The following is a 22,862-nucleotide window of genomic DNA, read 5'->3' on the forward strand; positions in this document are numbered from 1 at the left end:
TATTATTCTGAGATAGATAAGTATTTCATGAAATCATGGATTATAAATCAAATCCATAAGCTAATCGCACCATAATCTGTCCTAATCCGTCATCTGCTACATTATCTTTAATAACCGGAAAATCTTTCAGGAATTCATACCTTAAACTGATGTCAACATATTTAGTAGCATATCCCAGACTGGGGCAAAAAAGAAGAGAATTATCACTATAGGCTTTAGTAGTTGAAAATGCACCACCAAATTCTCCCATGACATAAAATTCATTACTAAAAATAAAGGTTTTATATCCTACTTTGACAGGAATGTAACCAAAATTAGTTCCTCCGTCTTCTACGAATAAATTGTTGTAACCTGTTGTTAAACAAATAGAATAGGTTTCAGATATATTATACTGAAGTCTTGCATCAGCTCCCAGATTAAAAGTATAGGGATCATTAAAAGGCAGACCGGCGTTGAGTCCAAATCCTAATTTAAAATTGCGGTTGTAATTTTCTGACTGTAATTGAGCTGAAGCATAATTACTAAAAAGGAATACCATTAGTATTCCTAAAATGTTAATTGTTTTTTTCATATTTATTAGGGATTAGGATTTGTTTTTTTGGCAATAAAACTTGTCATGCCATATTGTAAAATATAGCCGGCAATTTTTTTAAAAAAGGAGTTTGATTTCCCTAATAGTAGTTTTTTAGATAGGTAACCACCTGCTATACTCACTACAATTTGCAACAAATTTGACTTCAAATCCGGCGCATTGTTAAAATCTTCAACGGTTTCTCTGAGTATATTTACAGGTTTTATACTTTCATAAGTAGTTGATAACTGCTCTTTTAACTCTTCAAGCTTCAAATCTCTATCCATTTCTAAACGAGCAATTGCTTTATCTAATTCTGTATTTTGATTCTTATAGACTGCCATCCTGATTAGGTTTAGAGTTAACTGATAGTGATTTCTTTTTTAATAATTTTGCAATAACAACATTGGTTAAGGGCTCTTTTATTATTTTGTCTCTGTAAGAATGTAAGATTATTGCTGCCATTAAATAAATACCTGAAACAACTAAGAATCCCAGGTATTCCTGTCCTAACAATTCACCTAAATACAAGCTTAAAGCAATACTAAAAAACAAAATAAATATTGCAACAATCATAATTACTACTAATCTTGCTAATATAGAGGAAATAACATCTGCTGTTTTATCAACTGCATTTAGCTTTGCTAATTCGATATTGATTTCTGCATAATCTTTAGCTTTTTTATAAAGCAGTTCTATGTTTGTTGCAATTGTTTCCATTATATATGCTATTTAATATTATTCTTTGCTGTATCTAATTCTCTATTTACAGTATTAATACCATTTACAGCCATATCTTCTCCTTTATTGATTAAAGAATTGCATTTTTCCGATACAGTGTCCAGCACTCCGTTAAAGCTTTCAAATGCTTTGTTTTTAACATCGTTGCTCTTTTGAGCAATTTTTTTTCTTGTATTTGTTCCTTTATCCGGAGCAAATAAAATTCCTAATGCAGTTCCTATTGCAACTCCGCCTAATACACCGATAATTGTTTCATTTGTTTTCATCTTTGTTTTTTTTAATAATTTAACGAATGTTTATATATAACTCAATAGAATAAACTTAACTTACTTTTTAATTAGCTTTTTCAACAGCCTTTAATAAATATAAAAAACTGTCAGCCTAATTTTCTATTCTAATGTAACCTCATTGAGATAATAGTTATGTGTTTTACAAAGATGCGATTCATTGACTCTAAGTTTCTTATAAAATATTTTAGATTTTTTACAGAATTTGCATTTTATTTGTAAAGCTCATACTTTTTGCATTTCCTTTGTAGATCTCATGTCTTAGTCAGAACAAAGACAAACTAAAAAAACAAAAGCGATTAAAACATAACCACTACGTTTAAAAAAATAAAAACGACCGGTATAAAACAATTTATATGAGTAGCAAAAACAATAAAAGAATTACATTAATAGTGCTCATAGGCAGCTTTTTAATCGTTGGATTTTTTATCACCCAGTGGTGGGTAAAAAATTACATAAAAGATTTCCTTTCTGATAAAACTCCTTCACTTTTTACCGTTGAATATTCAGATTTGGATTTTAGTTTATTACAAGGAAATATTGTTTTGTACCATCCTTCTGTCAAAATAAAAGACAGTGTGATTTCAAAAAACCATACTTATTTACAGCTCGAAAAAATCCAGCTGAAAGGAATTGGTTATTGGAATTTATTATTTAATAACACGGTTTCGTTAAGCAATTTAACTTTAACAAATCCAAAAATCAATCACTATCCTTACCATCGTATTGTTTCGGAAAAAGACAAAAAAAAACAGCCTGAAAAGGGAATAAAAACAATAACCATTAACGACCTCAATATTATAAATGGTGATTTGAGCGTAATGAAAAACAAAACCGATTCAATATCCGTTTCTGTTTCGTCTTATGATTTAAAAGCTTCAGGTCTCAAATTAAATTTACAAACATTAGCTACCGTACCTTTTGTTTATACCCGTTTTTATGTCAAAGCAAAAAACATTGTGCTAAACCATAGTGATTATGAAAGTTTTAAAATAGACAGCATCAACAGCATTAAAAACAATGTGGTTATAAAAAATTTGCAACTCATTCCTAAGTACACCAAACAGGAACTTTCCAAGCATTTAAAAAAAGAACGAGATCACATGCAATTAAAAATTCCGGAAATTGTTATTAATGAACCCGATATTAATTATGCCGGCAATCGTTTGGGAATTACTACCAAATTGGTTGAAATTACTGAACCAAATCTGGAAATTTACCGGGATAAATTAATTGCCGATGACCTCACTGTTAAACCCTTATACAGTAAATCGTTAAGAAAATTAGGGTTTAATCTCGATATCCGCCAAACAAAAATAAAGAATGGCTATATTTCGTATGCTGAATTAGTGGAAGCTGATAAAAATGCCGGCAAAATATTCTTCAAAAATGTAAATGCTATAGTTGCTAATATTTGTAATTTAAAAGATGCTAAAAAAACAGAAATTAAAATACATTCCAAATTTATGGGCGAAGCTCCTCTGGAACTTAACTGGAGTTTTGATGTAAATAATCAGGCAGATGCGCTATATGTATCCGGTTCTATTATGAATTTGCCTGCTCCTATTTTAAATCCCTTTTTTAAACCTAATTTAAATGTAATTACCGAAGGAACTCTTCAGCAGATGTATTTTACTTTTAGTGGGGATAATATAAAATCATCGGGAACCATGAAAATGAAATATGAAGATTTTAAATTCAATATATTACGTAAAAAAACGTCTAAAATAAATAAATTCCTCACGGCAATAGGCAATATTTTTATTAAAGACGGTGATAAGAACACTAATCCTCAAGGTTTCAGGTATGGCACGATTGAAGCAGAACGGGATCCGACAAAATCATTTTTTAATTACCTCTGGATTAATGTAAAGAGTGGCGTAATCAGTACGCTAACAGGAGACGGTAAAAAAGAATAACAGCTATAATCATTCTAAAACTGAATTATTTTAATGAACAGTAACAATCATACCAGAAGAGCCATATTAGGTGGACTTATCTCATTATTTATAATTCTTTTAGGAAGTTTACTTCTGGGAGAATTAAGTGGTTATGAAGCTAAAATACTGATACAAAAATCGCTGTCAGGTCTTAACACGCTATGCAATACAATAGCCTTAGCATCAGCTACCATTTTAGCGTTATTATTGACTGTTTTGAGCATTAGTTCTAATTCAAAACCCAAACTAAAAAAAGATCATTACATTCATATTCTTCAAATAGCAAAATTAGATACTGCTGTTTTTATTGCTTCCGTTATTTCTTTTTTAATACTCAACTTACCCATCACAGAGTCAGACAATGTCCCTGATAACTGGTACAATTACATCTATTATTCTTCATTAAGTATTTCAAGTATTCTAAGCTCCGGATTAATTGTGGTGGTGTTAATGCTGTATAACATCATTGTGGATATGATAAAAATAATTGGTTTAAAAATGTATGACCATCCTTTATCTGCTATTGATAAAAATGACGAAGTCGCTGATGAATAATTTTATTTATTACAGAAAAATATAGTTTTTTACGTAAAACCATTTCGTGATTTCAAATCGGCATCTTTGCTGATTTCAGGCAGATACTTTTCATCTGTTTCAAAAGAGCAAAATTTAATCTGATTGGGTTAACAAATTTCTCTTTAAGGCTAATGACAGTTTTTTATTATATATAACTTAGCCTTAACGGATAGTAAATCCTGTGTGTCAATTAATTTTTAACAACTCTATTAAAAACCAATAGGATGGTGTAACAGTAACAAATTTTTAAATCATGAAACGTAATACAACTATAAGAACCAAGGCGAGTATTAAAGCCTTTAAAGACGAAAGTCTGAAAAACACTACTGCTTTTAGCAAAAGTTCCAAAACATTACCTAAAATACAATTTATAGCTACTTATCCTCCCAGAGAATGCGGAATTGCAACTTATACGTATGATTTGAAAAATGCGCTGGAAAACAAATTTGATCGCTGTTTTGATATAAAAATTTGTGCTGTAGAATCTAATACCGAAAGCCATACTTACATTACAGAAGATGTTAATATGGTTTTGAATACCGATGATTCCGAATCTTTCCGGACGATTTCCGACAAAATCAATTCTGATAAAGACACTAAAATCGTGATGATTCAGCATGAATTTGGTTTATTTAAAAACAATGAAGAAACTTTTATTACTTTTTTAAAAGACATTACAAAACCAGTAATTATTGCTTTTCATACGGTATTGCCACATCCAAATAAAGATTTGGAGAAAAACGTAAAAGACTTAGTTGCAGTGGCAAAAATGGTCACTGTTATGACCAAATCTTCTTCTGATTTACTGAATAATACTTATGGAGTTCCTTTAGACAAAATAAAAATAATTCCTCATGGAACCCATTTAGTAAAACATCAGGACAAGGCTTTTCTCAAAGAGAAATATAATATTTCAGACAGAAAAGTTATTGCTACATTTGGCTTTTTAGGCCCTGGAAAAAGTATCGAAACAACGCTGGATGCTTTGCCTGCTATAATAAAAGTGCATCCTACAATTATGTTTCTTATTGTAGGTAAAACCCACCCTACATTGTTTAATAATGAAGGAGATGCTTACAAAGATTTTTTACAACAGAAAGTAGAAGCATTAAAATTAGAAAATCATGTCAGTTTTGTAAATAAATTTGTTCCTCTTTCTGAATTATTAGAATACCTGCAACTATCAGATTGTTATGTATTTACTTCTAAAGATCCTAATCAGGCTGTCAGTGGCACTTTCTCCTATGCCGTGAGTTGCGGATGCCCTATAGTCTCCACTCCTATTCCTCATGCCACAGAAGTGTTGCAACAGGGAAATGGTCTGTTATTTGATTTTGGAGATGCTGCCCAACTGGCAGAAAAAGTAAATAAACTTCTGGATGATGATGCTTTAAGACATGATATGAAAATGAAAGGACTGCATACCTCAGCTGCTACGTCCTGGGAAAACTCGGCAATATCACACGCACAGCTTTTCTCTGAATTAATAAAGAAAAGTTTTAAATTAAAATATAAAAAGCCTGAAATTAATCTGAACCATTTGCGGGCAATGACTACGGATATAGGAGTTATTCAGTTTTCAAAAATCAATACACCGGATATTGATTCCGGATACACATTAGACGATAATGCCCGGGCATTGATAGCAGCCTGTGATCATTATAAAATAACACAAAGCGACGCTGATTTAAAATTAATAGAAACCTATGCAAATTTTATTTTAAAATGCCAGCGTGACAACGGACTCTTCCTTAATTATGTAGACAAGGATAAAAAGTTTACCAAACAAAATGAAGATGAAAATCTGGAAGATGCTAACGGAAGAGCTATCTGGGCATTGGGCTACACCTATTACCTGATGGAAGAAGATGTCGATCTAGATGCTACTTTATTGCAAAACATTTTGTTTGCTATCACACAGTTTAATTTAAAAATACATTTATTTAAATCCCCAAGGGCACTGGCATTTGCTATAAAAGGATTGTACTTTTTTAATGTAAAACTCAACAACACAAAAATTATCGGGATTATAAATAATCTGGCAAATAAACTTGTTGATTTGTATAATTTTCATTCGGAAGAAACCTGGAACTGGTTTGAAAATTACCTCACTTATGCCAATAGTGTATTACCTGAAGCTCTATTATATGCCTGGAAAGCTACGGGAGAATTAAAGTTTAAAGCTATAGCAAAAGAAACTTTTGATTTTTTACTTTCTAAAATTTTCAAAAAAGACAGTATCCGGGTAATCTCTAACCAAAGCTGGCTTATTAAAGGTTTTGATGAAAAACTGATTCTGAATGGCGGAGAGCAGCCCATTGATGTGGCCTATACTATACTGGCATTAAAACAATTCCACCAGGCATTTCCTTCAAAAGGCTATGACGATAAAATGGAGATTGCTTTTAGCTGGTTTCAGGGTAACAATCAATTAAAACAGATTATTTACAATCCCTGTACAGGAGGCTGTCATGATGGTTTAGAGAGCTCTAATGTGAATTTAAATCAGGGTGCCGAATCTACTATAAGCTATTGTCTGGCACGGTTTGCCTTTGAAGACATTGTTTAATTCAAAAAGAGATGCCGTTAAATTTATTTTTAACGGCATCTCTTTTTTTATACTTTATATTAAACTTATTTTGCTTTAAGTGCAGCTAATAAATCATCCATATTTACAGTAACGTAAGATGAAGCATAATCAGAAACAGCATAAGGCAGAATTAAATGATTGTTATGTATAATACTACCGCAGGAATACACCACATTTGGTACATATCCTTCTCTTTCCTCTTCCAGAGGAGAAAGTAACGGTTCTTTTAAACGGCCTATTTCTATAGTAGGATCTTCTAAATCCAATAAAGAAGCACCAATACAATAGCGTCTCATTGCTCCAACACCGTGCGTGATTACTAACCATCCTTCCTCTGTATAAATAGGAGAGCCACAATTTCCTATTTGGGTGAATTCCCAAGGATATTTGGGTTCCTGAATTTTTATCGGATCATTCCACAACGTAATTCTGTCTGAATAAAACAGGTAATTATTTACTCCGTCAATTCGGGCTAACATAGCATATTTTCCTTTAATTTTTCTGGGGAAAAGGGCAAAATTTTTATTTTGTGCACCATCACCATGCATCGGCATAATCCGGAAATTTATAAAATCTTCTGTGGTTAGCAATTTAGGAAGTATCGTAAAACCATCATAAGCGGTGTAAGTGGCATAAATTTTTTCGGTTCCGTCATCTTCGGTAAAACGTACAAACCGGGCATCTTCAATTCCGCGACTCTCCGCTGAAGAAATAGGAAATATAACCCTGCCGGAAATTTTAGAATTTTCATTAAATTCCACATCATAATAAGAATCTACCAGCCAGGTCATTTCTTTAAGCGCTTTTCTCTTTGATTCGTCAATGTCCATCTTTAATATATTTCTGACCGCTTCTTTCAGTTCAAAATATTCAAATCTGTCCGGTAAAGAATCCATAATGGGCAATGAATATTCTTTTGGAATATGCATTTCGTCCATCTTTTTTATAAACCGTTTTTTATTATATGCCTTTTTCTTTTTTATGGTGGGAAGATGAATAAACTTATTCACTTCCGTCATTTTTAAATTATTGGAAGCATCCAGTATTCCTTTTCTAAAAACAATAGACGATAAATGTCCTTCTCCTGTGGCTCTGAAAGATATAATAACTCTTTTTTCACCTTCGGCCAAAAAAGACTGGTCAAAATCTTCAATTATCGAAGGATTAAAAAGTGCCGCAGACTCAATCGAATATTCCATTGTGCTATACGACCCAATCAGAAGGCGACGTTCCAGAGAAAGATCCTTATAATTGATTCCTATTTGTTCTTCAATCAAATTTTTATAGTTATCCGCATGTTTCAAGAAAATTTCCGAAATATTCCTGTGCCTTCCTATAAATCCTTTAAAAGTAACATCGAGTTCATGCATTACTTCTGCTTCAGACAGACGCATTATCCGGTTTACTAAATTAATAGTTCTGGCATCGCCATTATTAAAAAAACGGGCTACTACCCTGCTGGAGTCTGGTTTAAAATATATTTTTTTTCGGGTTACAGGAACTGACATAGTATAATTTTAATATTAATGTTTACTCAAAATTCAGACTGATTATTAAAGTTAAGTATTTTATATAAACAAATTTTATAAATTAATAAATAAAAAACTGTCTGTAAATCAGACAGTATGTAAAATCTAAAATATTGTAAAAGAAGTTCAGATAATCTTTTAATGTTTTAATAATGCTGTTTTTTTTTATTACCAGCTTAAAGGTATTTTTTAAAAAAACGAAAGATTAATCTCAAAAATAAAATTCTTAACCCAAATGAGAACTTTTATAATAGTTGAATAAGTACAGAATTGCTGCAATAAGATTATTTTTTTGTGTTTTTAAGTCAAACAAACAACAATCTGATTATTATATTTGATATGACTGTCCTTAAACCTTAACATCCTCTTCAGAGATATACCATACTAAACCAATGCAAAAAATGATTTCTAAAAAAGGACACTTCCAACAATTAATTACGGAGCCGGAAACCATTGTTTCCCAATACAACCTGGTATATGCTCAGGAAGAAGATTTTCTGATAATCAGAAAGAAACAAGGTAAGGGATTTTGTTATTTAAAGAATAATACACCTCTCAAAAAAAAGACCGATTTAAAGCGTATTAAAGACTTAGTAATTCCGCCTATGTGGGAAAACGTTAAAATCAGTTGTATAAAAAACAGCCATTTACAAGCTGTAGGGCGTGATAACAAAAACAGAAAGCAGTATTTATATCATGAAGACTGGAAGAGAATAAGAAATAATACCAAGTTTTATAAAATGTATTCTTTTGGTAAAAAACTGCCGCTGATAAGAAAACAAGTTGACAAAGATCTGGAAAAAAAAGGATGGCCTAAAGAAAAAGTGGTAGCCTTGATTATCCGGTTAATGGAAGAAACTCACATTCGTATAGGAAACAGTTATTACGAAAAAACCAATCGGACATACGGACTGACTACCCTGAGAAAACGACATATAAATATTTACAAGGACAAAATGCGAATTGAATTTGTGGGTAAGAAAGGGAAAGAACACAGCATTACTATCCGCAACAAAAAATTAATCCGATTAGTCAACCGCTGTGAAGAACTTCCGGGATGGGAATTATTTAAATTTATTGATGAAAACGGTGAACGAAAAATAATCAAAAGCAATCACATTAATGAATACCTGCAGGCTATTTGCGGAAAAATTTTTACTGCCAAAGATTTTCGAACCTGGTCTGCTTCATTGTCATTTTTTAATACTTTGTCAGAACTGGACAAAGCTGAAACCGAAAAAGAAATAAAAGAGAATATTTTAAAAGGATATGAAATGACTGCATCAGCTTTGGGAAATACTAAAACCGTTTGCAGGAAATATTATATTCATCCCATTATTGTGCAGGCATATCAGGACAAACAATTATATAAATCATTTGACAGAATTAAAAAAAACAGCAATGTTAACCCTTATTTTTCTCCATCAGAAAAAGAGATTCTGAAACTATTTAAAACCTACACACCTGAATTTCAGACAGACAATTTAATTTAGTTTTGTTGCAAAAAACAGAGAAGGATCATTAGGAATCCTTCTCTGTTTTTTACTATTTGTGTATTTTACAACTTTTTTCTGTACGGAATTATTTTTCCGGGATGTAAATGATTCAACCCAAGAAAATCTCCCAAATACATGTTTATATTTTGACAAGCAAAGTAATTTTATTCAATTATCTTCCTCTGATTATTGATATAAGAAACAATATGATAAAAATAAAGAATAAAACTTTTGCGATACTTGCCGCTCCGGCTGCTATTCCTCCAAATCCTAAGACTCCGGCAATGATAGCTAAAATGATAAATATAACTGTCCAACGTAACATAATTTCTATTTTTTAAGTTAATACTACTTAAATAAAACCTCCATTTTTGAGGTTTATTTTGTTTGATATATCTCAAATTTAGAGTAAAAATACTATTATAGTTAACTCTAATAAGATAAATTGTAACCCAATAAATTAATATGATAATACTTTATAAAAAAGAGGAAATTAGCTTTCCTCTTTTTTTATAAAGTATTATTCAGGAAATTTAATCTCTTAAATCTTCCAGCTTTTTTATGGCATCGAGACCGTTTTCTATCAATTCCTTGTGATTCAGTAAAACGGCACGAATACCTATCGGTACGGTTTCTACACTGAGAATATCATTATAATCATCTAATAAAACCTTTTCACCATTAATCGCTTCTTCCAGCATCGATTCCTCATTGTCAAAAGAAAATAATGATTTTATTTCCATCCAGGCTCTGTGTGCAGCACCGGCAACACTTCCGCTATTATCATCATGAACCTCATAAGTATTGAGTACATTATTAAGTTCATGGCTAAACTTTTCTCTTTCCAGAGATTTTTTTTCAAAAAACTTTCTTAAAAACTGATGGTCAGTATGTGTAGAAGCTTTTTTAAAACCTTTTTCATCATCATGAATTCTTTCTAAGAGATTGTTTAGTTTATTTTTTAAATCTGCTGTATACTTTTCCATAATTCTAAATTTTAAAGATTCGACTTTATTTGAATTTTTATTTAAACAGGGATCTTTTTCACCTCATCCATTCTTTCCCAATTTCTGTGTTGGGCAATAGCGTCAATAAAAACCTGAGCTTTCTGATTGATACAGACCGCTTTGTCTTTTTTACAACTCACCATATAAGTGGCATCAAGTAAATCCTCTCCATCATTATCTGCGGCTATTGCTTTACAGTGCATAAAAGCTTCGTTTATGAATTTTATAAATTTAGCTTCTGTTTTTAATTTGTCTATTGATTTTGTCCCGCCTGGAATGTACACTGCATCATACAGAACACTTTCGGTAGTTAGTATTGCTGCGTCTACCTTATGTTCCATATTTTCATCACACATTACTTTTCCTCCGTGAGGTGCTACAATTTTTACCATAGCCCCTTCGGTAGTTAGCGCATCACTCATTTTTTTGAAATTTTCCATGGAAAAGCCATCTGCAACCAGAACAGCAACTTTACGGCTGACAATGCTGTCAAATTTAGTATTAGCCTGACTTAAACGTGGAGAAGCATCCAGATAATTTTTCTTTTTTGGAGGCTGATGCTTTTCTACATCTGCATCAGCACCAATTGCCTGATTAACGGGTTGTTCCACTGACTTAGGTATTTCAAGCCCTAATCCGGCAGCCACTTTTTGGGCTAACTCTTTATCAATCTGAGCAATAATCCAAAGCATACGTTCCTGAATAGGTTGTTGCTGGCATTTACCCAACTCAAAAGTATAAGCATCTGCTACGTGCTGTTGTTCCCATTTAGACAAGCTTCTGTAAAATAATGCCGGCTGGGAAAAATGGTCATTAAAACTTTCGCTTCGGGTTCTGATTTTTTTAGCATCTATTCGTTCTTCATAAGAAGTAAAACCTCCTTCAGTCATTTTAGCCAGATGAGGACAGCCACCACTGATACTATTTGGGAAATAAGCCGTTTGTCCCTTAGGAATTTCTGTCTGCATCATACCGTCACGCTGATTGTTATGAGTAGGCACTACCGGACGGTTTATAGGAATCTGATGAAAATTAGGTCCGCCCAGACGGGATAACTGCGTATCGCGGTAAGAGAATAAGCGTCCCTGTAATAAAGGATCATTCGTGAAATCAATTCCCGGAACGATATGACCCGGTAAAAAAGCCACCTGTTCCGTTTCTGCAAAGAAATTTTCAGGATTTCTATTGAGAGTCATCTTCCCAATAATTTGCACCGGAACGAGTTCTTCGGGTATTAATTTAGTAGGATCTAATAAATCAAATTCAAATTTAAATTCGTCCTCTTCCGGAACAACCTGGATTCCTAATTCCCATTCCGGGTATTGACCCGCTTCTATAGCATCCCATAAATCTCTTCGGTGAAAATCGGAATCTGCACCACTTATTTTAACAGCCTCATCCCATAATACCGAATGAACACCCAATTTAGGTTTCCAGTGGAATTTTACAAAATGAGATTTACCTTCTTTGTTTATTAACCGGAAAGTGTGAATTCCGAACCCTTCCATCATACGAAAACTTCGCGGAATACCCCGGTCACTCATTACCCAAATATGATTGTGAAGTGTTTCTGTAGCATGAGATACAAAATCGTAAAAAGTATCATGAGCGGATGCCGCCTGAGGGATTTCTCTGTGAGGTTCAGGTTTAACCGAATGTATTAAATCCGGGAATTTCATAGCGTCCTGAATAAAAAAGACAGGCATATTATTTCCTACTAAATCCCAGGTTCCTTCATCAGTATAAAATTTAACAGCAAATCCACGAACATCTCGGGCTAAATCAGTCGAACCTTTAGAACCAGCAACAGTAGAAAAACGCACAAAAACAGGTGTTTTACGGCTGGTATCATTAAAAATTCCTGCTTTACTGTATTGTTCTATACTTTCATATAACTCAAAATAACCATGCGCGCCGCTTCCTCTGGCATGAACAATACGTTCCGGAATACGTTCATGATCAAAACTGGTAATTTTCTCTCTTAATAAAAAATCCTCTAATAAAGTCGAACCTCTTTCTCCTGCTTTTAGCGAATTATTAGTATCATTTACTTTTAAGCCCTGATTAGTAGTCATACCAGTATCTTTAATCTCTTTTTGATATGCTTTTAAATCTTCTGTCTTTTTAGTTTCCGGGTTGCTATTTTTTTTCTGATTCATAATATTTTTTTTTAGATTTTTTAAAATAAATTAAGATGAAGTCTAATCATTTAATGAGAAACCTCTACACGAAAGTCTTAATTTTCAAATACATATACTGACGCTAATCATAAAAAAAATACCTCAATAAAAGAGAAATGCTTTTTTATTAAGAGAAATTCTGTTTAAATAAGTACAGCCCATTTTTCTATCAAAAAATGGGCTGTACTTCTAAATTTATATTTTAAGGAAAATGTTGTTGAGACTTATTTTTTAAGAATAATTAACGACCAAAACGGTAATATTCCTGTAAAGGATGTATCTTATTTTTTAGCATATCTTTAATTACATGCGTACCAATAACGGAAAAAGTAATGCCATTTCCTCCAAATCCTAAAACAAAGTAACTGTGATTAAAATCCGGATGTTTGCCAATGTAAGGGAGTCCGTCTTTAGTTTCTCCAAAGGTTCCTGCCCATGCAAAATCAGTTGTAAAATGGCATTGAGGCAATAAGCTTTTAAGTTTTTTTGAAAGTTTTTTGCTTTTATCCGCTAATAGTGCATCTCTCTTTTTATCATCAGCAAAATCTTCATCTTCACCTCCTATTAAAATCCGGTTATCATCAGTAGTTCTCATATAGACATACGGATCTTCGGTATTCCAGAAAAGTGTATCATTTAAATGCGATTGATCCTGATAATTCTGTTCGCCAATAATAGCATAAGTAGAAAGTAGCCTGACAAACTTTTCTTTTATCATTTCGGTACTTTCATAACCGTTGCAATAAATTATTTTCTTTGCTTTAATTTTATACCCCAAATCTGATTGGACTTCTACACTGTTTTTTTTATACTTAACCGATTTTATTGCTGTTTTATCAAAAATTTTTAAGCCTTTTTTATGGTTATAAGCAAGTAAATCATGGGTAAATTTAAAAACGTCTATGCTTCCACCCTGAGCCGATAAAATTCCTCCATAAGATTTCTTGATTTTATAACGGCTCTCAATTTCTTTTTCAGAAAGCCATTTAACATCAAAACCACAACGTTGCCGGGCTTCCAGTTCTTTTTTTAAAAAAGCTGTATCTTTTTGCTTTGCAGCAAAATAAAGAGAATTTTTCTTCTTGAAACCGCAGTCTGAATTAATTTTTCTGACCAGAGAACCCAGTTCGTCTATAGCTTTATAACAGGCAATATAATTTGCTTCTGCTGCCGTCTGACCTATCATTTCAGTCAATTGAAACAAAGGAACATCAATTTCATACTGAAGCATACTGGTAGATGCCGAAGTACTGCCGTTTGCAACTTCTCTTCGGTCAATTACTACGGTTTTATAATTTCCTTCCATACATTGATGAGCCATTAAACTACCGGTTATTCCTGCTCCAACAATCAGAATATCGGTCTCTATATTGTCGTGTAACGAGGGATAAGAGCCTAATAATCCATTTTTCAATAACCAAAATGGTTCATTTGATGTAAGATCCATAAATTTAAATGCATTTTGCTTTAAAATAAGCTTGTATTGCAACTGTAAAATTCAATTACAAAATATCCTTAGTTTGTACTTTTAGATCATCTACATCCGGATACTTAGCTACAGATAAACAGTTATAAATAAGATAAAACCGGAAGGTTATTGAGATAATTTTGATAATGTTTTGGACTGCAGTTGTACTTTGCTTTGAAAATTTTAGAAAAATAACTTCTGCTTGTAAGACCAATGGTATACACAATTTCAGAGATATTTAATTCCGTTGTTCTTATAAGATTTTCAGCCGCTTCAACCCGCACATTTCTAATAAAATCAGTTACCGTTCTATTGTGCATTATTTTAAAACCTTCCTGTAATTTAAAAGGAGACAAACCTGATTTCTTACTTAAATATTTTAAACTGTACTGAATTTCAGGATAATTTTTTATAAACTCAGAAATGTCTTTTATGGCTTCCATATCTGCTTGTGATAGAGAACTACAATAAGATTCTGTATGAATTAAATCGTATTTATGCTGCTCAATTTCTAAAGCCAGAATTAGATATACAGTGCTGTTTATCAACAAATTTCTAACTAAACCGTTTTGACTGATGGTATTAAGATGTTCAATTTTCTCGGCTATTTTCAGGTTAAAAGAACCTACGTATGAAAAAATATTATCCTCCTGTGTGGGTTGAAATATATTTTGTAACTGTGTTCTTAATTCAATATCAGAGACCGATAAAATATCAACGGTAATAACCGATACTTTAACTTCTTCATTCTTTTTAAAGGTTAAAAGCGTACTTGTTTCAGTAGAGCCTGAAAAAATACCAGTCTGAAACTGACTCATATGATTTTGTATCCCATCTTCCCCAAAACTTTGAGCAAGATGACCTTTGGAACAATATCCAAAATGAATGAGATTAGAATTTTGAAGTTTACCTTCAAATGAAACATTTTCTTTGAAAAAAATATCATACTCCAAATAGGCAATCGCATTCTCTATTGAAACTCCGGAAATAAAACCTTTGGCAATTTCATTATCGACTACCAGTTTATATTCTTTTGATTTTATTTCAATTTTACCTCCTAACTGTAGTTGCATTTGTTTAAAAATAACGGAGAGATTATTTGATGTTATTGATATCTTTTTCATGTTTTATTTTTTAGGTTTATATACTAATATCTAAGGGGGCAGCTTAGGGTTTTCAGGTCTTCAGAAGTTTTTATTTCTAAAAACCACCGTATTAATAATGTAATCAGCAATAATTTAATCTGAGACAGAAAAGTTCTTTTTAAGAATACAATCTGTTATGCTTTTAAAATTTATTTTTTTCATCTTAATTATATTTTTAAATTACTCCTATAAATTACTGTGGTTTACAAAGTTGCAATAAGAACCCACCCTTCTTGTTATATAATTTTTTCATTGTTTTATATAATTTTAATAATGGCTGGCTGTATCCATAACTCCTGCTGTAGTTTTAAAATTTCAGAGTATTGTTTTAATGTTATTTTAGATTTTTTCCCCACTTATAATTACAATCTTTTTTTTAGAAAAGTTTTTTTGATTACGCTAAAAATTCTTTGCATTCGGGTCAAACCTCCCTGATTATTAAATGTAATTTTACCTGCATAGCTTTTTGCTTTTACATTAACTAACCCTTAAATTTTAAAATCATGAGAAATATTCTTTGGCTTATTGCCGTAATCTGTATCATTATCTGGATACTTGGATTTTTTGGATTTGCTGCCGGAATGGCAACAGGAAACCTGATTCATATTCTGTTAGTGATTGCTATAATTGCAATTTTATACAATATCATTTCAGGAAGAGGAATCTAAAAACGATTAATTTATAAACCTAAAAAAATAAAAAATATGAAAAGATCAAGCACAGCGGTTTGGAGTGGTACATTAAAAGAAGGAAAAGGCTCTCTAATGTCAGAAAGTAAGGCTCTGGAAAACATGCAATATTCATACAACAGCCGCTTTGAAAACGGCACCGGTACCAATCCTGAGGAATTAATGGCAGCTGCACATGCAGGTTGTTTTACCATGCAGTTAAGTGCCGATTTGACAAAAGCAGGTTTCACTCCTGAAGTTTTAGAGACGAAATGTGAAATTTCATTAGAAAATGGAACTATTACAAAATCAAATCTGACGCTTAACGCAAAAGTTCCGGAAATTCAGGAAAACCAATTTCAGGAAATTGCAAAAGGAGCTAAACAAAACTGTCCTGTGAGTAAAGCATACAGCAATCTGGAAATAACACTGGATGCCAATCTGGAAAATCACATAAAATAATTTCTTTCCGTACAACTTTTTAAAATAATTATGATGAGTTATAAACCACTATTAATTTATCTGGCCGACGATGACCCTGAAGACAGCATGCTTTTTGAAGAAGCATTAACAGAAATTGACAGCAAAATCTGCATAGAAACTTTTGATAATGGGGTAACACTCATGGATGCCCTTTTAAATTCTCAAAATGCTTTACCGGATGCCATTTACTTAGACTTAAACATGCCGTTAATGAATGGTGAAGAATGTGTTGAAGACATTAGAAATGAACCCAAGTTTTCACAGATTCCAATAGTTATTTATTCTACTTATATCGATCGTGCAGTGGCAGAAAGATTAAGAGAAAAAGGTGCAAACTGGTACTTAATAAAGCCTAATACTTTCAGAGAACTCAGAAACTTGTTGGGAAAAAGTTTAGACTGTGTGTATACTAATTTGCAAAAAGAAGCTGACAACCATTTTATAATAAGTGCAACAAGCCGATAAAAACATTTAAAAAAAATCCTGACTCTTTTAAGTCAGGACTCGTCATAAAAAGGGGTATCAAAGTTTCCCCTTATCTTCTTCGGCATATTCTTTTTTATAAATACGCACAATTAACAAAAATAAACTAATCAATAAAGGACCAAAGACAAGCCCGATAAAGCCGAAAAGAGGAATACCTACGATAACTCCTAAAAGAGTTATTAACGGGTGAACATCATCTAATTTCTGCAATACATATAAGCGGATGAGATTGTCTGTAAGTCCTACTATTACGAATCCGTACAATAAAACTCCCCAAGCCTGAAAAGTATCACCATTAGATATTGTTAATATAAAAACGGGAATTATCCCTAACATACTTCCAATGAAGGGAACCATAGAACCAATGGTCACCACTATACACCAAAAAAACGGACTTTCTACGTTGAATATCAAAAATCCTATCAGAGCTACGATGCCCTGAGCTATGGCTACCAATGGAATCCCTAAAGAATTAGAACGAACCGAAGCATGTATTTCTCTGCCTACTATTTTAAGATTCTCTTTGCTTATAGGAATATATTCCATTAATGTATCCCGAAATTCTTTGCGGTTTGTAAGCATATAATACAGTAAAAAATACATAATTGAAACCGCTATAAAAGTATTAACCGCACTCCCCAGAATATTCGTGATTCCGCTGGTTATTTTTTCAGAAATGGAAGAAGCATCAATCTGATCAGTAATTTTATAGCCCAGATGATGTTCCCATGTTTCCATTTGTTTTTTAACAGCTTTAACTACCTTTTCTGAATTTTGAGCTGCTTTTCCTATTTTATTTCCCAGCATTAATCCCGCACCGGCTACAGGTACTAAAATAGCAATAAAAGATACAAACATTAAAAACCCGGCAGCCCAATTGGCTTTCCAACCTCTGTTTATTAATTTTATCATAGCTCCCTTAAGCAAAACATATAATGTAATAGCTCCTAATACACCTGAGAAATAAGGGGTCATTTCATAAAAAATAAGGCTTCCTGTTAATATAATTAAAAGAAGTATAAAAATTTGACGGATTATCTTGGGGTTTATAATATTCACAGATTATTGGTTTTTTAAATTTTTATTAATTATTTCTTAAAGCATGAATGAGTTCAGCTTTATTCATTTTTGATCTTCCCGGAATACCTACTTTTTGAGCTTGCCCATACAGATCCTGCTTATTCCAGTCTTCATAAGGCTTACTCTTTCCTCCTTTTTTACCGGCATCAGGTGTATTGGCTATTCTCGCGGACTTTTCTTTACTGTATCCTTTGTCCCGTAGTGCCTCATATTGTTCTTCATTTTTAACTGTTGGTATATCCATGATTTTTATTTTTAGGGTGATACTTAAAATTATAATAATTCAAATATGCCTCTTAAATACTAAATCACTTGACCTTATCAGATAATATATTAACTTAAAAAACTCTGCCATTTTTATTGCATCAATAACACTTTGATTAGAGTTAATTTTTCCTACTTAAATCTAGTACTTTTATTTCAGAATAAAAAAACATTAATTTAAAAATTTAATATTATGAATACAGATCAATTAGAAGGAAAATGGAAACAGATTAAAGGTAAATTCAAACAAAAATATGGTGATCTTACTGATGATGATGTTACCTATTCAGAAGGAAAATTTGACGAAATGTTAGGTAAAATTCAGGAAAAAACCGGTAAGAAAATGGATGACTTGAAAAAAGAAATTAATGATTGGCAAGATTCCTAATTAGTAATTAGTTAATCATTAGTAATCAAACCCTACTTATGAAGCTGCTTTATCAATTGATACAGCAGCTTTTTTATTACCATCAGAATAAAAAAAGCTGTTTCATATTATTGAAACAGCTTTTTTCTCTAAAATTAATGTTTAACACACTTAATTATTTTTTAAAAGGATGGTACTCAAATTTTTGACCACCAACAGATGCATCAACCATAAGCCCGGCTTTAGGCAAAGCAAAAACGACAACACCGTCTTTATAACTCGCATTCTCTGCTTCACCTTTATCTGCGGCTACCGCAGACATTTCGGCAGAGAATTCATAATTTCCCTGTTTAAATTTAGCCAGCGCAGCCTCAGTCTGGAAAAAGATTACTTCTATAAGTGCCTGTCCGCCGGCCTGAAGACCAATATTCACCTTTTTTAAAGAAGTCATTCCTATTGCAGTCCCATTTTCATAAACCACTCCGTTACCGCTTGCTCCGCCTATAACAAAACCACCTTTCCCAACATTGGGGAAAATAGCATAACCTGAAGCCTCTTTAAAGAACTTTTTCAAACCCATATTTTTGCTTAAAATCATTTCTTTTGCTTTTTCTGCATCATTCATGATTTGAGTGTCTTTTTTATTTTGAGCCATCACTCCCACTGTTACCAGTAGTAAACCCGTCAGTATTATTTTTTTTAATGTTTTCATGATTTTTATATTTATAATTTATTAAATAAATTTAAAGCAATTACCTTTTCCAAAATACCTCAATCCTTTCAATTATTGACTCAAAAAATGTCAGTTCCGGAATTTTAAGTATTTCTGACTGATTTAATATACGAGTGGATTTTCAACTGTAGCTCTGACTTTAACTGAACTGCAGAAACTCTGTTCTGATCAATGCTATACCAGTAATAAGCAACAAGATTTACAAAATCATTATCAATCGTCTCTACTACAACATAAGGCGGAGGATTTTTTAAAGTATCGGGATTCTGATTTATAATAATATTTATTGTCTTTATAATCGCATCAATCGGATCGTCATATCGTGCTTTAACGATAAGCGTATCGCGCATTAATTCATCGATGGTATAATTCTTTAAATTATTTTTCAAAATGGATCCGTTAGGAATATAAGCATCCACGCCATCGGTAGTTTTTAGTGTTGTGGAACGCAGTTTCATTTCTATAACCCGGCCTTTGATTCCTTCTATTTCTATTAGATCACCTATTCTAAAAGGACGCTGAAAAGCCATCAGTATTCCGGCAATGAAATTTTCTCCAATATCTTTGAGTGCAAAACCAATTATAAAAGTAGTCAGCCCTGCGCCTGCAAGAATCTGATTGGTAACATTATCAAATCCTAAAATTCCTAAAGCAATTACCAGTAATAAAACAGTTAATACCAGTGAAATAATACTCAATATAAAATCAGCTATTAAAGGGTCATTAGCCTTTGAAATAATTATTTTTTTGGAGTATTTATTTATCAGCCTGATAAATAACAAGCCAACTAAAAAAACAAATACAGATAATAAAATACTGGGAAAATAAGCTACTAAATTAATGCATGACTGGTAAACAGATTCTTTAAATATATGTACTTCTGAGTTCATATTTTTAAACTTTTCATTGATTATTTCTTTTCTGCTTTATTTTCTGCCGCTTTTTTGGCTTCTTTTTCAGCCTCTTCTCTTGCTTTTTCCTTCTCTCTCTCTTTCTTTTTAAAATAACCTCTTAAAAGAAAATTATGCTTCGCGGCTTCCATATTCTGCTCTAAACCTTTGGATCCTTTTCTTAAATTTTCCATTGTTTTTTCCATATCTTTTGCTACTCCGTCATCATTTAATAACTTACCTAAGGTTCCCTGCCCGTTATTAATCCCTATTAATGTAGTCGCTAATTCATCAGTAATAATTTCTGCATTTTCGGCTGTGACTTTAATAGAAGATAAAATATCATCAAATTCTAATGGCTCAATGGATCTGATGGAACTACCATCTTTAATTTCAGCTGATTTGGAACTTCCCTGAGAAATTACCAGAATTTTGTCGCCAATAACTCCTTCAGACGCTATAGATGCCTTACTGTCTTTTTTTATAAACTTTTTGAATTTGTTATCCATCATTGCCATAACATTTACAGTAGAATCATTAATGATTTCTATATTTTCAATAGTACCTACAGCAATTCCCAGGAATCGCACCTGACCGCCCACATTTAATCCGCTCACATTCCTGAATTGTGTATTTATTTTAAATTTAGAGCTAAACAATTTTTGATTACTTCCGATGAAAAAAATAATTACGAATAGAATTAATATCCCTAAAGACACAAAAATCCCCAATCTTATTTTATATGCACGAGTATTTGTTTTCATGATTTTTTATTTAAAAAATGATTTAATATAAGGATCCTCATCATTTAGGAATTCCTCTAAACTGCCTTCTTTGTATATTTTACCTTCTTTGATCATCGCTATCCTGTCAGCCACTGTTTTTACACAGTCTATATCGTGTGTGATGATGATGGATGAATTGTGAAATTTGGCTTTTGTTTCGTTTATAAGGTCACTTATTTCTCTTGAAGTAACGGGATCTAACCCTGTTGTAGGTTCATCAAACAGAATAATTTTTGGATTGACCACTAATGTTCTTGCTAAACCAATTCTTTTTTTCATTCCGCCGGATAATTCCGAGGGCATTTTATCAATGGAATCCGGTAAGCCTACGTTTTCTAGAGCCTCCCTAATTTTTTCATCTGTTTCTTCTTTAGTAAATTCTTTACTGAGTCTGGAAAGCGCAAAATTCAGATTTTCTCTTACTGTCATCGAATCATAAAGAGCCGCACTCTGAAAAAGGAATCCAATTTTTTTGCGTACTTCAATTAATTCATCTTCTTTTATATCTGTTAATTCGTGCTTGCCAACTTTAATACTTCCCGAGTCGTGTTTGAGTAAATTGACAATACACTTAATTAAAACTGATTTTCCCGACCCTGATTTTCCCAATACCACTAAATTCTCTTCTTTATGAAGCTGAAGTGTGATGCCGTCAAGAACTTTCTGATCACCAAAACTTTTTTTGAGATCTTTAATATCTATTATTACCTTATCATTTACTTTTTTTTTCATTATAATAAGTCCGTTATTTGTACAGCTATTAAGTCTACAATAATTAATAATAAGGAAGAAGTTACAACGGCTGAGTTTGCTGCAATACCTACACTTTCAGTTCCTCTTCCGGCATTAAATCCCTTGTAACATCCTACTAAACCAATCACTGCTCCAAAAAAGAATGATTTTATCACCGCCGGAATAATATCAATAAACTCTACATTATCAAATGCCTGAGTCATAAAAAGCCTTAAACTCACGTCATCTTTGATATTTACACCTAACCAGCTGCCAAAAATCCCAATAGCATCAGCATAAAGTGTAAGTATAGGAATCATCACTGTTACAGCCAGCAATCGCGGTATGATTAAAAAATTTATTGGATTCGTATTCGATACTTCCATAGCATCAATCTGTTCTGTAACCCGCATTGAGCCTAACTCGGCTCCCATACTTGAGCCTATCTTTCCTGCACAGATCAGAGCAGTAATTACAGGCCCCATTTCTCTGATGATAGATATAGCAACCATGCCCGGTAACATACCTACAGCTCCAAATTCTACCAGAGGCGGTCTGGATTGAATAGTTAAAACCAAACCAACAATAATACCCGTAATGGAAATTAATCCTACTGACTTATTCCCGCATTGGTAGCATTGCTTTAAAAATTCCTGAAATTCAAATGAATTAGTAAAAAGGTTGCGGAATATTCTTTTAAGATAATCCACTACATTGGCTACGTCTATCAAAAACGCAACACTTTTTTCTTTTATCAGACTAAAGAATGAAGGCTCCTTCAACAAAGTCTTTTCAGCTGGAAACGTAGTTTTAGGCATAATTTTATTGTTATTATAGTAAAATA

The 22,862-nt window shown here is 32.4% G+C and carries 25 protein-coding genes; 8 read left to right on the forward strand and 17 right to left on the reverse strand.

Going from position 1 to position 22,862, the window contains the following annotated elements:
- Positions 1 to 40: 40 nt before the first annotated feature.
- From ACSV4D_RS04825 to ACSV4D_RS04840, 4 genes are read right to left on the reverse strand one after another with little or no spacing between them, the layout of a single operon-like run.
- Entirely contained in the window at positions 41 to 571 is a 531-nt protein-coding gene (locus ACSV4D_RS04825) for a hypothetical protein (protein WP_408081376.1), read from the reverse strand.
- Between the two features lie 5 nt (positions 572 to 576).
- Positions 577 to 915 (reverse strand): hypothetical protein, encoded by a 339-nt coding sequence (locus tag ACSV4D_RS04830; protein ID WP_439227348.1) that lies wholly within the window; start codon positions 913 to 915, stop codon positions 577 to 579.
- Complete coding sequence (locus tag ACSV4D_RS04835; protein ID WP_408081374.1) at positions 902 to 1,291, reverse strand: hypothetical protein; 390 nt, start codon at positions 1,289 to 1,291, stop codon at positions 902 to 904. Before ACSV4D_RS04835 ends, ACSV4D_RS04830 begins: the two co-directional genes overlap by 14 nt.
- Before the next feature lie 8 nt (positions 1,292 to 1,299).
- On the reverse strand, positions 1,300 to 1,578 hold the full coding sequence (locus ACSV4D_RS04840) for a YtxH domain-containing protein (protein ID WP_408081373.1): 279 nt from the start codon (positions 1,576 to 1,578) through the stop codon (positions 1,300 to 1,302).
- 377 nt (positions 1,579 to 1,955) lie between these two features.
- Here ACSV4D_RS04840 and ACSV4D_RS04845 point away from each other — a divergent pair, with 377 nt between their 5' ends.
- From ACSV4D_RS04845 to ACSV4D_RS04855, 3 genes are all read left to right on the forward strand, one after another.
- Positions 1,956 to 3,518, forward strand: a complete 1,563-nt coding sequence (locus ACSV4D_RS04845; protein WP_439227349.1) for a hypothetical protein — start codon at positions 1,956 to 1,958, stop codon at positions 3,516 to 3,518.
- Positions 3,519 to 3,551: 33 nt separating this feature from the next.
- Positions 3,552 to 4,094 (forward strand): hypothetical protein, encoded by a 543-nt coding sequence (locus tag ACSV4D_RS04850; RefSeq protein WP_408081371.1) that lies wholly within the window; start codon positions 3,552 to 3,554, stop codon positions 4,092 to 4,094.
- Between the two features lie 274 nt (positions 4,095 to 4,368).
- Entirely contained in the window at positions 4,369 to 6,684 is a 2,316-nt protein-coding gene (locus ACSV4D_RS04855) for a glycosyltransferase (protein ID WP_439227350.1), read from the forward strand.
- A gap of 65 nt (positions 6,685 to 6,749) precedes the next feature.
- On the opposite strand, the gene ACSV4D_RS04860 is transcribed toward ACSV4D_RS04855, so the two are convergent.
- Positions 6,750 to 8,213 carry a glycoside hydrolase family 130 protein gene (locus ACSV4D_RS04860; protein WP_408081369.1) on the reverse strand — a complete coding sequence of 488 codons (1,464 nt, stop codon included), beginning with the start codon at positions 8,211 to 8,213 and terminating at the stop codon, positions 6,750 to 6,752.
- A 422-nt stretch (positions 8,214 to 8,635) separates the two neighbouring features.
- Here ACSV4D_RS04860 and ACSV4D_RS04865 point away from each other — a divergent pair, with 422 nt between their 5' ends.
- On the forward strand, positions 8,636 to 9,727 hold the full coding sequence (locus tag ACSV4D_RS04865) for a DNA topoisomerase IB (RefSeq protein WP_439227351.1): 1,092 nt from the start codon (positions 8,636 to 8,638) through the stop codon (positions 9,725 to 9,727).
- A 175-nt stretch (positions 9,728 to 9,902) separates the two neighbouring features.
- Here ACSV4D_RS04865 and ACSV4D_RS04870 read toward each other — a convergent pair whose 3' ends face one another.
- The 5 genes from ACSV4D_RS04870 to ACSV4D_RS04890 form a co-directional block, all read right to left on the reverse strand.
- Positions 9,903 to 10,055 carry a DUF1328 family protein gene (locus tag ACSV4D_RS04870; RefSeq protein ID WP_408081367.1) on the reverse strand — a complete coding sequence of 51 codons (153 nt, stop codon included), beginning with the start codon at positions 10,053 to 10,055 and terminating at the stop codon, positions 9,903 to 9,905.
- Between the two features lie 208 nt (positions 10,056 to 10,263).
- On the reverse strand, positions 10,264 to 10,716 hold the full coding sequence (locus ACSV4D_RS04875; protein ID WP_439227352.1) for a ferritin-like domain-containing protein: 453 nt from the start codon (positions 10,714 to 10,716) through the stop codon (positions 10,264 to 10,266).
- Positions 10,717 to 10,757: 41 nt separating this feature from the next.
- Positions 10,758 to 12,896, reverse strand: a complete 2,139-nt coding sequence (locus tag ACSV4D_RS04880; RefSeq protein ID WP_439227353.1) for a catalase — start codon at positions 12,894 to 12,896, stop codon at positions 10,758 to 10,760.
- A gap of 262 nt (positions 12,897 to 13,158) precedes the next feature.
- Positions 13,159 to 14,364 carry an NAD(P)/FAD-dependent oxidoreductase gene (locus tag ACSV4D_RS04885; RefSeq protein WP_439227354.1) on the reverse strand — a complete coding sequence of 402 codons (1,206 nt, stop codon included), beginning with the start codon at positions 14,362 to 14,364 and terminating at the stop codon, positions 13,159 to 13,161.
- 122 nt (positions 14,365 to 14,486) lie between these two features.
- A complete protein-coding gene (locus tag ACSV4D_RS04890; protein ID WP_439227355.1) occupies positions 14,487 to 15,509 on the reverse strand; it encodes a helix-turn-helix domain-containing protein in 1,023 nt (340 codons plus the stop codon).
- A 524-nt stretch (positions 15,510 to 16,033) separates the two neighbouring features.
- Between ACSV4D_RS04890 and ACSV4D_RS04895 the strand changes: the two genes are divergently transcribed.
- The 3 genes from ACSV4D_RS04895 to ACSV4D_RS04905 are packed head-to-tail and all read left to right on the forward strand — an operon-like array spanning position 16,034 to position 17,146.
- Positions 16,034 to 16,198: a lmo0937 family membrane protein gene (locus ACSV4D_RS04895; RefSeq protein WP_408081362.1), complete on the forward strand. Its 165-nt coding sequence runs from the start codon at positions 16,034 to 16,036 to the stop codon at positions 16,196 to 16,198.
- A 36-nt stretch (positions 16,199 to 16,234) separates the two neighbouring features.
- A complete protein-coding gene (locus tag ACSV4D_RS04900; protein WP_408081361.1) occupies positions 16,235 to 16,660 on the forward strand; it encodes an OsmC family protein in 426 nt (141 codons plus the stop codon).
- A gap of 30 nt (positions 16,661 to 16,690) precedes the next feature.
- Complete coding sequence (locus tag ACSV4D_RS04905; protein WP_439227356.1) at positions 16,691 to 17,146, forward strand: response regulator; 456 nt, start codon at positions 16,691 to 16,693, stop codon at positions 17,144 to 17,146.
- 57 nt (positions 17,147 to 17,203) lie between these two features.
- Here the strand turns inward: ACSV4D_RS04905 and ACSV4D_RS04910 are convergent, their stop codons facing one another.
- Complete coding sequence (locus tag ACSV4D_RS04910; protein WP_439227357.1) at positions 17,204 to 18,226, reverse strand: AI-2E family transporter; 1,023 nt, start codon at positions 18,224 to 18,226, stop codon at positions 17,204 to 17,206.
- A 25-nt stretch (positions 18,227 to 18,251) separates the two neighbouring features.
- Positions 18,252 to 18,491, reverse strand: coding sequence for a DUF7218 family protein (locus ACSV4D_RS04915; protein WP_408081358.1), 240 nt, complete (start codon positions 18,489 to 18,491; stop codon positions 18,252 to 18,254).
- Positions 18,492 to 18,704: 213 nt separating this feature from the next.
- On the opposite strand from ACSV4D_RS04915, the gene ACSV4D_RS04920 reads away from it, so the two are divergent.
- Complete coding sequence (locus ACSV4D_RS04920; RefSeq protein WP_408081357.1) at positions 18,705 to 18,899, forward strand: CsbD family protein; 195 nt, start codon at positions 18,705 to 18,707, stop codon at positions 18,897 to 18,899.
- 154 nt (positions 18,900 to 19,053) lie between these two features.
- On the opposite strand, the gene ACSV4D_RS04925 is transcribed toward ACSV4D_RS04920, so the two are convergent.
- The 5 genes from ACSV4D_RS04925 to ACSV4D_RS04945 all read right to left on the reverse strand — a co-directional run bounded on the left by ACSV4D_RS04925 (position 19,054) and on the right by ACSV4D_RS04945 (position 22,836).
- Entirely contained in the window at positions 19,054 to 19,590 is a 537-nt protein-coding gene (locus ACSV4D_RS04925; protein WP_408081356.1) for a YSC84-related protein, read from the reverse strand.
- Between the two features lie 104 nt (positions 19,591 to 19,694).
- Complete coding sequence (locus ACSV4D_RS04930; protein ID WP_439227358.1) at positions 19,695 to 20,501, reverse strand: mechanosensitive ion channel family protein; 807 nt, start codon at positions 20,499 to 20,501, stop codon at positions 19,695 to 19,697.
- 20 nt (positions 20,502 to 20,521) lie between these two features.
- Positions 20,522 to 21,265 (reverse strand): MlaD family protein, encoded by a 744-nt coding sequence (locus ACSV4D_RS04935; RefSeq protein ID WP_408081354.1) that lies wholly within the window; start codon positions 21,263 to 21,265, stop codon positions 20,522 to 20,524.
- 6 nt (positions 21,266 to 21,271) lie between these two features.
- Positions 21,272 to 22,018, reverse strand: coding sequence for an ABC transporter ATP-binding protein (locus ACSV4D_RS04940; protein WP_408081353.1), 747 nt, complete (start codon positions 22,016 to 22,018; stop codon positions 21,272 to 21,274).
- Entirely contained in the window at positions 22,018 to 22,836 is an 819-nt protein-coding gene (locus ACSV4D_RS04945) for an MlaE family ABC transporter permease (RefSeq protein WP_408081352.1), read from the reverse strand. Before ACSV4D_RS04945 ends, ACSV4D_RS04940 begins: the two co-directional genes overlap by 1 nt.
- Positions 22,837 to 22,862: the final 26 nt, after the last annotated feature.

This window comes from Flavobacterium sp. ARAG 55.4, assembly GCF_051846875.1.
Lineage (GTDB): Bacteria > Bacteroidota > Bacteroidia > Flavobacteriales > Flavobacteriaceae > Flavobacterium > Flavobacterium plantiphilum.